Origin of the sequence: Vagococcus hydrophili, assembly GCF_011304195.1 — a bacterium.
Lineage (GTDB): Bacteria > Bacillota > Bacilli > Lactobacillales > Vagococcaceae > Vagococcus > Vagococcus hydrophili.
In genome coordinates this window covers 2,420,022-2,432,998 of record NZ_CP049887.1, presented here as the reverse complement: position 1 = coordinate 2,432,998, position 12,977 = coordinate 2,420,022, and the positions used below count along the sequence as shown (strand labels likewise).

The window sequence follows — 12,977 nt, the reverse complement described above, 5'->3', positions numbered from 1 at the left end:
TTGTTGAAAGAAGTATTATTTTTAGTGATTGCTTATCTTTTAGGCTCACTACAATCTGGTGTTTGGATTGGACAATTATTTTATAAAAAAGATATTAGAAATTTTGGTAGTGGCAATACAGGGACAACTAATACATTTCGTGTTCTAGGTAAAAAAGCTGGGACAGTTGTTTTATTCATGGATATTTTAAAAGGAACTTTGGCTACTTCTCTGCCTATTATTTTTAATCTACCGCTTAACCCTTTATGGTTTGGTGTTGCTGCTATATTAGGACATACATTCCCTATCTTCGGTAAATTTAAGGGTGGTAAAGCTGTGGCAACCAGTGCTGGTATGTTACTTGCCTATAGCCCACTATTCTTTGCTTATTCAGCAAGTATTTTTGTGATTCTTTTATTTTTAACAAGTATGGTTAGTCTGACAAGTATGCTTAGTGCTTTACTAATTACATTATCAACTATTTTATTACCAATTTTCTTTCCGGTTATTTTAACTAATCAAGATTGGTTGTTAACGATTTTGGCAACGTCTATTACATTATTTATTATTATTAGACACCGTGATAACATCAAGCGAATCAAAGATGGCACTGAAAGTCGTGTCCCTTTTGGATTAAATAAATCAGAAAAAAAATAAGAGCTTAGGCTCTTTTTTTATTTCTGATTTATATGATAGACTCCCTACTCTTTTACTCAATTATTGTTATAATAGTAATTATATAGGAGGTTGTAAAAATGGAAAAAAAATGGGTTGCTTTACTTTTAACAAGCGCGTCGCTAGGGTTAGGTGCTGTAAGTTCAAGCGCTACTACTATAGAATCTTCAACAACTGATTCTATTTTAGGAACATCAGAATCAACAGAGGTTACTAATAGTACAATATCACAGACTTCTGACTCAACAAGTACTAATCAAACAATTGAGACAAAGGTTCAAGACAAAGAATCTTTTAAAGAAATTGATCTTAGTCCTGAAAAATATGGTGTTTTATTGGATAAGAGTCAATTTTATTTTGAATCAATTCAAGATTTAGAGTCTAACCAAAATGAAAAAAGTTCAGAATTACTAGTTAATCAAATTCTTAAACTAGATAAAGAATTTGAGTCTTTAAACAACGACATCTATTTTCACTTTGAAGCACCAAATGGCATTTCTGGTTACATCAATCAAAAAAATGTCCAAAGAACTGAATCGAACAGTTTTGCAACTATTTCAAATGCCATAAAAGTCTTTAAAAACACTAAACTTACTGAGGAGCTTCCTTCAGAATTAACCACACAAAAAACTTTCTCAATCCAAGAAGAACTTGTTATTAATGGTATCACTTATTTATCAATATTTAAAAATAAAACTGAATTTATTGGGTTTATTAATAAAGATGATGTAAGCGTTTCTGATAATCCACAGGGTAATTACCAAAAATATGATAATTACATCAATATTATTAAAGATAAACAAGATATTTATCAAAATTTTGATTTTGTTAAAAAAAATAACACATCTAACTATTTAAATAAAACACTCCATGCTAAAGGAATTTATTATCATTCTAATGGAATTAACTACCTTTCAGTTTTTGATCAAAACGAAAAATGGATTGGTTATATTAAACAAGAAAATACTGTTAATGCAGTAGGCAAACAAGGTAATTACACGGCTTATGGTAAATACATCACTTTAACAAAGAAAAACTATGATTTATGGCAAAATTTTAGTTGGACACCTAAATCTAAAACAGATAAATACATGAAACAAACACTTATCGCTAAAGGTATCTATCATCATTTTAACGGTGAACGTTACTTGTCTGTCTATGACAATAACGATCGTTGGTTAGGATATGTCAACGAAAAAGGAACTACCCTAGCAAATGGACCTCAAGGTAGTTATCATTCTTTTAATAAGTACATCACCATTAAAAGTAAAAATTACGACCTGTGGAATAGCTTTGGTTGGGATAAACGGGGTCATAGTTCTAATTACTATGGTAAAACTTACAAAGCAAGAGGAATTTATTATCACTTTAATGGTAATAAATATCTAAGCGTTTATGACAACAAAGGTAAATGGTTAGGTTATCTAAATGAAACTGGCGGAAGTATTACTGACTCACCAGAAGGTAGTTATCAAAAATTAAATAAATATGTATCTGTTACAACAAGGAATTATGATCTTTGGCAGAATTTTTCTTGGAATAAAAAGAGTACCACTAGTAATTATCACAATCAAACAGTATATGCTAAAGGGGTTTATCAGCATTACAATGGCAGTACCTATTACTCTCTTTTTAACAATAAAAATCAATGGCTAGGTTATGTAAATAAGAACGGTGTCACCCTTGCTGAGGGAGCACAAGGAATTTATCACTCTTTATGGGAGGATGTCACTTTTTCAAATAGTAATTATCCTGTGTGGCGTGACTTTAACTGGAGCAAAAAAAATACAACTGATAATGTTAAAGGTAAAACTTTCAAAGCACGTGGCGTTTACTATCATTATAATGGTTCGAGCTACTATTCTATTTATAACAAAAACAAATGGATTGGCTACATTAATGCAGATGCCGCCCAAAACTATGATATGAATAAACTCATCCCAAATACAGAAAGTTTACTTGCAGTTCATCAAATTGTTTGTCAAAAAGTGCTAGATGATTCTTCTAGACCAAGCAGTATCATCGACAAAGTTTTAAGCATGTCAACGATTAGTCGAAATCAAATCAAGTTTAAAAATAATTATTTTGTTGTTTCGTTAAATGGTCGTGGATTAGGTATGGATGAAATTAAGTTAACACCTAAAGAAATTGCTCCTGCAGTTGATTATCGACTATTACCTGAAAATCAAATAAAAGGAGCGATTCCAAAACTCAATAAAAATAAAAAATACGTTGCTCTAACTTTTGACGACGGTCCAAATCCTGTTACTACACCACAATTATTAAATATTCTAAAAGCAAAAAATGTAAAAGCTAGCTTCTTTATGGTTGGAAATGGTGTCGATGCGAACCCAAAAGTGGCTAAAAGAGTCAGTAATGAGGGACATCAAATTGGAAGCCACAGCTACTCTCATCCACAATTAACCAGTCTTTCTGGGTATCAAGTCCAAAATCAAATGCGTCAAACCGATAAAGCAATCTATTATGCGACTGGTAAATTACCAAAAACATTTAGACCACCTTACGGAGCGATTAATAACTACGTTTCTAACCTAGTTTCAAAACCTGCTATTATGTGGAGTATCGATACTCGCGATTGGGAATCAAGAAATCCCTATATGATCAATAGTATCGTAAATAATAACATTCATAACGGAGCTATTATCTTACTCCATGATATTCATCAACCTTCAGTTAATTCTGTGTCAGAAATGATTGATAACTTACGTCGAAAAGGATATACATTTGTAACAATTGATGAACTTTATGAAATGCAAGAAAGACCTTTACATGGTTATTTCAGCCAAACAAATAGTATTAAATATTAAAAGCTTTCTTAGAGTTGACTATTAGGAATTGTGATTATTTAAATCACAGTTCCTTTTTTATCGCCTTATAGTTTACATAATATTTTTATAAGTTTGTAAAACTCACAAAAAAACTGTAGACCCCATGGTTAGTCTACAGTTTTTACATTTTCATTAAAATGTCTTATGCTTCTTTTGTCATAACGTTTTTTCCGTCATAATGACCACAAGATGGACATACATGATGACTTTTTCTCATTTCGCCACAGTTTGAACATGCTGTTAAACCTGGAGCTGACAATTTGTAATGAGTACGACGTCTTGCTTTTTTAGCTTTCGACGTTTTTCTAGCTGGTACTGCCATAGTTGATACACCTCCCTAAACAATAAAAACGTGTTATAAAAACACATATATTCCAATCTTACTCATCATCTTCTGTTACAAGTAACTCCGATAACTTCGCAAGACGAGGATCAATCTTAGTTTCTGAATCCAATTTTTCCGCAAATGCGACCTCTTCTTCAGACAAAACTTGCCAAAAATCACCTTTTGGAAGCCCTGATGTGCTTTGTTCTTCTTCAGCAGTTAACACCTGTAATGGTAAGTTCAGCAGGATATAATCTTCCACTGCCTCAGTTAAATCAATCAAATCTTTTTCTAAAGGTATGATTAATTCTTTCTCATCATCACTGATATCTTCTAACGCTTTAATCTGAGCATCTGTCATATATTCCTCGTCAATTATTAACGATAATGGAACTTCTACAGGCTCTAATGAACGAGATGAAGGTAAAGTAATAACAGTCTCTACAGAAAAATGAGCAGTATAACCTACTTTATCTACCTGAATAAATCCTTCTACTAAGATAGGAGCTAAATCCAAGATAAACGGTTCTCTTTTTTGTAAAGATGCTTTTAAATCTAATGCTTCTTTAAAATCTACTTGACTATTTTTAAATTTGTTTAATTCAGCCAATGCCCACTTCATTCAATCACCCCTTAAGCAACAAAAATAATTATACTAGTCCGCAATCCCTTTGTCAATCAGTTTCAACTCGTTTTTTTGTATCTTTTATTACTCATACATTCTACGGTTTTTACCTATCATATTGATTTCTTTTGTTAGATATCTCACACGTTCCATAATTCGTTTTGCTTTTAACGGCTCTTCCTCTCCGCGCTGTGTGACCCGTAAATGCTCTTCTTCTAGTTGCTTCATATTGAAATTAGATGAAAAGAAAGTTGGAAGTTGCTCCTGCATTCTATATTGCAATATAACCCCTAATATATCATCTCTGACCCAACTACTCATTGAATCTGCTCCAATATCATCAATCATCAAAATTTGGGCTTTTTTAACCGCATCTAACTTATCACCAACTGTATCCTTTTGAATCGATTGTTTCATCTCAACGGCAAACGTTGGAAAGTGAACTAAGGTAGTTTGGAAACCTTTCTCAGCCAACGTATTGGCAATCGCACCTAATAGGTAGGTTTTACCCACACCAAATGTTCCTTGGAAGTACAATCCTTGATGGAATGATTTAGGTGAATCTTCAAATTCATTAATAAACTTAAAAGCTTCTTGAAAAGCTTCTTTACGTTCAGACGTTAACTCAAAACGATCCAGTCTTGCTTCGCGAATATCTTTAGGCATATCCATCGCCTTCACTCGATTTTTAATGACTGCTTGCGCTTTTTGCTTAATCAAACTTTCTGTGGGAACGTAAGTCACATCAATAAAGTGAAAATTCATAAATAAGCGTGGCTCATACCCTGGGGCAATCATCGTTGCATCTTTTAATTCAAATTTTTTCTTCTCTTGAACAAATTCATATAACTTTGCGTAACTTTTTACAATATCATCATCCGTTAACTGCTCACGGTGATCTAGTATAAATTGCTGCACATCTGGATCATTCATCACTTCTTCCATTAAACGATCCAGTTTTCCTGTTAAGTTTTTCGCTTTTAAGGTTTTATCGATTCCTTTTCCAATATTTTCCATTAGTTGTCACCTTCTTTTGGCTTATTCGTTAATTGTTTTAATTGCTCTTGGAAAAAGGCAGTTTCTTCATCCGAAAGTGGTGTTTCTTTTCGCACAACATCTTCTTTAGCCCAATCAGGTAGCGTTTCTTTTCGCTGACTCTGGTTACCATAGTTATTTCTTTTCGCTTTAGGTTTTGCTCGTTCTTTTTGAAGATCTTGTACTTGTTTCAAGGCGTCCTCTGGTGAAAATATTTTCTTTTGAGCCCAGTCATTAGCAATCGACATCACTAGACTTTGGATAATCGATGGCTTTCCTTGAACGACTAAAGTATAGTGTATGATGACATTAATGACACTATCAGGAAGTCCTGATTGCGTTTTTAAATTTTCAATGGTTTGACTTTCACTAAAACTAACAAAGCCACCTTTTTGTTTTTTGATTGCTTTTAAGAAGACTAAAGGCGGTATTGTTTCACATGATTGAATGACCGCAATTTCTTCATCCGAAAAACCAGTTAAACGTAACGTATTTTGTCTCAATTGGTCCTTTTCAGTATCAGACAAACCCCTGTTTATGTTGTTTTCTTCTTTATTTTCAACAATTTCTTGTTTTTTTCGACTGTGATAGCCTTTATAAACGGATTGTTTAAAGTCTTTTTCAATCACCCGATTATTAACGTAGTCCACTGACTGCTTAATGTAATCAAACATTTCTAATTCATTAATCCCATATAACTGACTAAATAAATTAATGGTTCTCTTTAATTCAACTTCAATTTGATTTTGATCGATATGCAGACTTTCAATTAAACTATTAAAGAATAACCAATCAAACTGGTTACTAGTTATTGTTAATTCAGGTGCTTTATTTCTAGGTGTGACTATAGCTTTCACTTTTCTTAACTCTTCTTCTTTACCACCTAACCTGGAAGATATAGACTGAAACACATCAGTGAATGATCTAGTTACTTCTACATAATCGGTCATATCTGGTATTGAATAATCAAAAAAACGACTCAATTCTTCGACTTTTTGAAACCCTACTTTTTCAATTAAGAGTAGAGACAGTATATCATCATGTAAAAACACGCTAGGTTCTAGGGTTGGTTGAATAATGTAAATAAAATGATTTTCATTATCTAACTTTTTAACAAAAGATTTTAGTAACCCAACACTTTCTAATTTCTCACGAGCCATATAGAAATCTGGAATGCCCACGTCTAACTGATTGAGTAAGACACTGTGTTGCTGCATTCTTTCAGCTGTCTCGATTTTTTCTTCGACTAACAACGCATTAATCAATGCCAAGGCTCCTACGCCGATAATCGGTTGATACAACATACTTAAAACAACGTAATCCATTTCAGAAACATGCTGCGCTTTTTTTACTGAAAATTTATCTTTAGGTTTTAATTTTGACCATGCTTCATTCACGGGTATCGCTCACTCTCTTTTATTTGTTTTCCTTGTCAATCACTTCTTGAAGTTCCTCAAGGAAAACGCTCATATCTTTAAACTGGCGATAGACACTAGCGAATCTAATATAAGCAATCTCATCTAAATTCACTAAATCCTCCATTACGAACTCACCAATTTTGGTTGTTGAGACTTCATTTTCACCTAAACTACGAACACGATTTTCAACGTTAATCACAATTTGCTCCATAGCATCCATTGAAACAGGTCGTTTTTCTGCAGATCGAACTAACCCTCTTAATACTTTTTCACGGTTAAATTCTTCACGAGCCCCATTCTTTTTAACGACTAAAATCGGCGCTACTTCTACTCTTTCAAAGGTTGTAAATCTAAACCCACAATCTTCACATTCTCTTCTACGTCTAATTGCTCTTCCATCATCAGCAGGTCGACTATCCACTACTCTGGATCCGTTATAATGACATTTTGGACATTGCATCTGCTTCACCTCATCTATTTTATCAGTATTTACTGAAAATCACTTTCATTAATAGTGCTATTATAACATGAGATAACTAGAAAGGTATAGTCTGATTACCTTTAAATAGTAAACAAAAAAAGAAGCTTATCGCTCCTTTTACCTTGTTTGTTCAAATATTGATAACCATCTGTCTACTTGCAGTCGAGTATTTTCAATTGATGCTTCATTATCAATAATAACATCAGATAATAGTGCTTTATCAATTAAAGGCATTTGACTCTTAATTCTCTCTGTTGCTTCTTCTTCTGATAAGTTGTCTCTCTTCATTAAGCGTGTCATTTGTGTCTGATGCGAAACAAAAACTGTCATCACTTCATCACATTTTTCTTGATAATCAACTTCATATAATAAAGGAATATCCATAACAATTAACGAAAGGCTTTCTCTTTTTAGTTCGTCCACTAATTGATCAATACGTTGTTCGATTTCTCCATGAACAATCTCATTCAAGGCCATTCTTTCAGCTTCGTTATTAAAAATAATCGTTCCTAATTTTTTTCGATCAAGTTCTCCATTATTTTGTAAGATACTTGTTCCAAAATGAGAAATCACTTTTGAAAGTCCTGGTGTTCTCGGCTCAACGACTTCCTTAGCGATTTTATCTGCATCAATTACCGGGATTTTTTTTTCTAAAAAATATTCGCTTACAGTACTTTTTCCTGAAGCGATTCCTCCTGTTAAACCTAATACAAATGTCATATTAATTTCCCTTTCTATGATGATACACTTGGCATATTGGGCAATAATGAGTTCCTCTTTGGGCCACTTTTTTCTTTAAAATTTCTGTGCCACATCTCGGGCAACTTTCTCCATTTTGACCATAGACAAGAAGTGACACTTGAAATGAACCTGCATCTCCTAAGGCGTTTTTATAAGAACGAATGGTAGTACCTCCCGCTTCAACGGCTTCTCCCAGGACAGCAATTATTTCTTGATGTAATCTAGTAATTTCAGATTTTTTCAGCGTATTGGCTTCTTGTTCTGGATGTATTTCCGCTCTAAAGAGTGCCTCATCCACATAGATATTACCTAATCCTGTGACAAGAATCTGATCTAATAGTAAAGGCTTAATACTTTTTTTACGTTTTTTTAATTCTTTAGTAAATTCTTCTAAATCAAAATCTGACGCAATCGGTTCTGGACCTAGTTTTTTTAAACCTTTGTAGTCTTGAGCTGTATCTTTTGCCACAAGTACAAAACGACCAAACTTACGGACATCCAAATACCTTAATTCTGTTTCATCAGTGAATTTAAAAATCACATGACTATGCTTTAGCAAAGGATCACTACTCGAATGGAATTCAAATTTCCCTTCCATTCTTAAGTGGCTAATCATATCAAAGTGAGTGAGTTTAAAAATAAGATACTTACCGCGACGTTCCACTTCTTCAATGGTTTCTCCGATTAAGTTAATTTTGAACTCATCTACAAAAGGCGCCTCAATAATTCTTGGCCAGTAAACTTCCACACTTTCAATTGTTTTATTCTTAACTAAATTTTCCAATCCCTTACGGACCGTTTCTACTTCTGGTAATTCTGGCATAAAAAAACTCCTTATGTGAAATAAACACGAGCGGATTGACTTGATTTTTACCTAAGTCAATCCAACAGGCGATTATCTATTTATTTTATTTAGCTTCATACCATGTGTTACCGACACTACTATCTGCTTTAAGAGGAACGTTCAATGCCACTGCGTTAGCCATCGTTTCTTCAACTAGCTGTTGTAGTTTAGGAATTTCTGATTTTGGCGCTTCAAATACCAACTCATCGTGAACTTGAAGGAGCATCGTTGCTTCCATTTTTTCTTCTTTTAACTTCGCATCGATTTGAATCATCGCGATTTTCAAGATATCTGCCGCACTACCTTGAATCGGCGTATTAATTGCCGTACGTTCTGCAAAACTCCTAATGTTAAAGTTTCTCGCATTAATATCTGGCAAGTAACGACGGCGATGATACAGTGTCTCTACGTATCCTTTATCTTTTGCCTCACGAACCACAGATTCCATATAGTCTTTCACACCTGGGTATTTCTCAAAATACGTATCAATAAAATCTTGGGCTTCTTTTCTAGTAATATCTAAATTTTGAGATAAGCCATAGTCACTTATACCATAAACAATTCCAAAGTTCACGGCTTTCGCTTGGCGACGAAGATTACTATCCACATCTTCTTCCTTTTCAACACCGAAGACACGCATGGCTGTACTTGAGTGAATGTCTTGCCCTTCAAGGAAAGCAGCCTTCAAATGTTCATCATCAGAAATATGAGCTAACACACGTAATTCAATTTGAGAGTAATCTGAAGAAAAAAGTTGCCAATCTTTATTTCTAGGAACGAAAGCTTGTCTAATTTTGCGTCCTTCTTCTAAACGAATCGGAATATTTTGAAGGTTAGGGTCTACCGAACTTAAACGACCTGTTTGAGTCAACGTCTGAACATATCTCGTATGGATTTTATTATCAGAGAAAATGACTTTTAATAATCCTTCCACATAAGTTGACTGAATTTTAGCAATTTGACGATAAGCTAAAATGTCTTCAATGATCGGTGACTCACCTTTTAGTTTCTCTAACACATCTACCGCAGTTGAATAGCCTGTTTTTGTTTTCTTGATGACAGGTAGTCCCATTTTCTCAAAAAGAATCACTCCTAATTGTTTAGGTGAATTTAAATTAAATTCTTCTCCTGCTGCCTCATAGACTTTTTTCTCAATTTCAGTTAAACGTTCGGCAAACTCACCTTTCATCTCTTGCAGGCGGCTAGCATTAACTGTTATACCTTTCATTTCCATTTCTCCTAGAATCTTAGCTAAGGGAAGTTCGATGTCGATGAATAAGTCCATTTGGTTTTTATCTTCTAACTCAGTCATTAAAGGCTCATACAGGTTGCTAATTGCCATTAATTTTCTTGCCATGTGTTCATGGGTTTTTGATTCGTCCTCTGGTAAACCTTTTTTAGCGCCCTTACCGTAAACAGCTTCGTCACGATCCACATCGTAATAATTGAATTTTTGAGCCACTTCTGCCAAATCTTCACTGTTATTCGTTGAATCAATTAAGTAAGAGGCTAGTAACATATCAAATTTAATACCAGTAACTTTACTTCCATAACGATTTAAAGCGACTGTTGTACGTTTGGCATCAAAAACTTTTTTACTCATGTTTTCATCTTGTAACCACTCAACAAATAAAGGCTGTTCCAATATATCGAGGCTTGTTGTCACAAAGTATTTTTCTTCGTTTCCAAAAGCCACGCCAACCACATCAGATGTGTGGTAGTTATCGTCTAACATTTCTACATATAAACTCATATTAGGCTGGAACATGTCTTTAGTTACTTCATTAATCACTTCAAATTCAATGCTTTTCTTCTCTTCAATCTCAACATCCACTGAACTTGTATCTAATTTATTTAAAAAGGTATTAAAATCCATTTCTTTATAAAATGGTATTAGCTTCTCTAAATTTTTACCATCAAAGGCTAATTCATCCACCTTAATCGTAATTGGTGAATCGGTATTAATCGTCGCTAGTTGTTTACTCATTAGGGCGATTTCTTTTTCATTGATTAGATTTTCTTTCATTTTACTTTTCTTGAAGGTTTCAACATTTTCATAAACACCTTCGACTGTACCATATTCTTTTAGGAGTTTAATCGCTGTTTTTTCGCCAATTTTAGTCACACCTGGAATATTATCTGATTGATCTCCAGCTAAACCTTTCATATCAATAATTTGATTGGGTGTTAATCCGTATTTTTCCATGATGTGTTCGGGGGTGTAAGATTCAATTTCGCTAACACCTTTCACTGTTACGTTCACTTTAACGTTGTCAGAAGCAAGTTGGGTTAAATCCTTGTCTCCTGAAATAATAACTACATCAAATAACTCTTTATCAGCATTTGTTGCAAGAGTTCCAATAATATCATCTGCTTCGTAATTTTCTAATTCATAATGCTTCATACCTAAGCCCTCGATTAAATCTCTTAAATAAGGCATTTGTTCTTTGAATTCGCTCGGTGTTTTAGCACGCCCTGCTTTATAATCGTCATACACTGCATGTCTGAAAGTCGTTTTCCCCGCATCAAACGCTACTAAGGCATGTGTTGGTTTTTCTTTCTCTAAGATGCTCTCTAACATATTATTAACCGCGTAAAGGGCATTAGTATGCAAGCCGTTATTATTTTTGAATCTTTCTAATGATTGATACAAGGCAAAGAATCCTCTAAAAGCAATACTGTTACCATCTACTAGTAATAATTTATTTTTTGACATATTGTCACTCCATTTCCAAGCTACTTCCCAACCATTTTAACAAAAATAGCTAGGGATTGCGAAAAGAATCTACTGCTATAAAAAAAGACTGAAAAGTAATGATTACTTTTCAGTCTAAAGTTTAATTTTAGTCTCTACCGAAGATACGTAATAGAGATAAGAATAAGTTAACTAAATCTAAGTATAAGGTCATAGCACAGTAGATTGCTAAACCTGAAGCAGTTTGTTCTCCTGCTTGTTGATACATTGTTTTAATTTTTTGATTGTCATAAGCTGTTAAGCCAGCAAAAATAACTACCATAGCCAATGAAATCATTAAATCAACTGGTCCGCTTTTCAAAAAGAAGACATTAAGTAAAATAGCGATAAATGCACCAATCAATAAACTGTACATCGCGTGTCCCATAGCACTTAAATCTTTTTTAATGAACACACCTACTAGTGACATTGCAATAAACATTCCAGCAGCAGTAGCAAAAGCTAAGTAGATTTTAGTTGGTGTATACATAGCTAATGTCATTGAGATAGTAATACCTGTTAACACAGTATATAGTAAATACCCAACTAATGTTTTTCCAGAATTAGAAAAAGCATTTTTACCTAAGTAAACTACTAATCCAATTTGAACTCCCCACATTAAAAAGAAATTAATTCGATTTGCCATTAAAAAACTTGCTACTTCATAAAAGAAATAGTTCATCACAACATAAGACGTCATTGCACTAACTAATATTCCAAGCCCTAAATACCCATACACTTTACTATAAAACTTAGAAATTCCTGCAGTACGAGCTGCATTTTGATTATTGTCCATCATAAAGATCCACTTCCTTCTCATCATTTTCGTTTACTTTGGTTGGTTTAACCATGACCACAGCATCCAAGACACGCTCTTCATCATAATTTTGAGCTTTGACTGAGATAGTGACAACTTCTTTCATCAAATCAATCTTAATCACCTCAAAATGAAACGTTAAAGTCTCATAATGATGGACCGGTTGAATTAAATTAAAAGAAAAATTGACAATATTAGAGCCTGGTCCAGGTAAATGTTTGGAAATCACACTAGATATAATTCCCATTAGCATAATGCTTGGCACAATCGGCTGACCATACTCTGTTTTTTCTGTAAATTGATGTTGAATGTATAAAGGATTCGCATCATTTGTTAACCCTAAATAAAGCAATAGTTGTCCATCTTCAATGGTTTCAGTAATACTTAAGGATTCACCCTCAACTAATTCATCAATTTTCTTTCCGTTTTTCTTTGGATGATTCAGCATTTTTTG

General features: G+C 33.7%; 12 protein-coding genes. 2 read left to right on the top strand and 10 right to left on the bottom strand.

What is annotated here, in order from left to right:
* Positions 1-3 precede the first annotated feature (3 nt).
* Positions 4-636: a glycerol-3-phosphate 1-O-acyltransferase PlsY gene (plsY, locus tag G7082_RS11935; RefSeq protein WP_166035273.1), complete on the top strand. Its 633-nt coding sequence runs from the start codon at positions 4-6 to the stop codon at positions 634-636.
* A gap of 98 nt (positions 637-734) precedes the next feature.
* On the top strand, positions 735-3,482 hold the full coding sequence (locus G7082_RS11930; protein WP_166035272.1) for a polysaccharide deacetylase family protein: 2,748 nt from the start codon (positions 735-737) through the stop codon (positions 3,480-3,482).
* Positions 3,483-3,645: 163 nt separating this feature from the next.
* Here G7082_RS11930 and rpmF read toward each other — a convergent pair whose 3' ends face one another.
* From rpmF to G7082_RS11880, 10 genes are all read right to left on the bottom strand, one after another.
* On the bottom strand, positions 3,646-3,825 hold the full coding sequence (rpmF, locus tag G7082_RS11925; RefSeq protein WP_086951496.1) for a 50S ribosomal protein L32: 180 nt from the start codon (positions 3,823-3,825) through the stop codon (positions 3,646-3,648).
* 58 nt (positions 3,826-3,883) lie between these two features.
* Positions 3,884-4,450, bottom strand: a complete 567-nt coding sequence (locus tag G7082_RS11920; RefSeq protein ID WP_166035271.1) for a YceD family protein — start codon at positions 4,448-4,450, stop codon at positions 3,884-3,886.
* A gap of 87 nt (positions 4,451-4,537) precedes the next feature.
* Positions 4,538-5,470 carry a primosomal protein DnaI gene (gene dnaI, locus G7082_RS11915; protein ID WP_166035270.1) on the bottom strand — a complete coding sequence of 311 codons (933 nt, stop codon included), beginning with the start codon at positions 5,468-5,470 and terminating at the stop codon, positions 4,538-4,540.
* Complete coding sequence (locus G7082_RS11910) at positions 5,470-6,885, bottom strand: replication initiation and membrane attachment family protein (RefSeq protein ID WP_166035269.1); 1,416 nt, start codon at positions 6,883-6,885, stop codon at positions 5,470-5,472. Before G7082_RS11910 ends, dnaI begins: the two co-directional genes overlap by 1 nt.
* A gap of 19 nt (positions 6,886-6,904) precedes the next feature.
* Positions 6,905-7,366, bottom strand: a complete 462-nt coding sequence (nrdR, locus tag G7082_RS11905; protein WP_086951500.1) for a transcriptional regulator NrdR — start codon at positions 7,364-7,366, stop codon at positions 6,905-6,907.
* 138 nt (positions 7,367-7,504) lie between these two features.
* Entirely contained in the window at positions 7,505-8,107 is a 603-nt protein-coding gene (gene coaE / locus G7082_RS11900; RefSeq protein WP_166035268.1) for a dephospho-CoA kinase, read from the bottom strand.
* Position 8,108: 1 nt separating this feature from the next.
* Positions 8,109-8,951, bottom strand: a complete 843-nt coding sequence (gene mutM, locus G7082_RS11895) for a DNA-formamidopyrimidine glycosylase (RefSeq protein WP_166035267.1) — start codon at positions 8,949-8,951, stop codon at positions 8,109-8,111.
* 85 nt (positions 8,952-9,036) lie between these two features.
* A complete protein-coding gene (polA, locus tag G7082_RS11890; RefSeq protein ID WP_166035266.1) occupies positions 9,037-11,688 on the bottom strand; it encodes a DNA polymerase I in 2,652 nt (883 codons plus the stop codon).
* 127 nt (positions 11,689-11,815) lie between these two features.
* Positions 11,816-12,505, bottom strand: coding sequence for a Bax inhibitor-1/YccA family protein (locus G7082_RS11885; protein WP_238842653.1), 690 nt, complete (start codon positions 12,503-12,505; stop codon positions 11,816-11,818).
* Positions 12,492-12,971: a MaoC family dehydratase gene (locus tag G7082_RS11880; protein WP_166036085.1), complete on the bottom strand. Its 480-nt coding sequence runs from the start codon at positions 12,969-12,971 to the stop codon at positions 12,492-12,494. The genes G7082_RS11885 and G7082_RS11880 overlap by 14 nt, the downstream gene beginning before the upstream one ends.
* Positions 12,972-12,977: the final 6 nt, after the last annotated feature.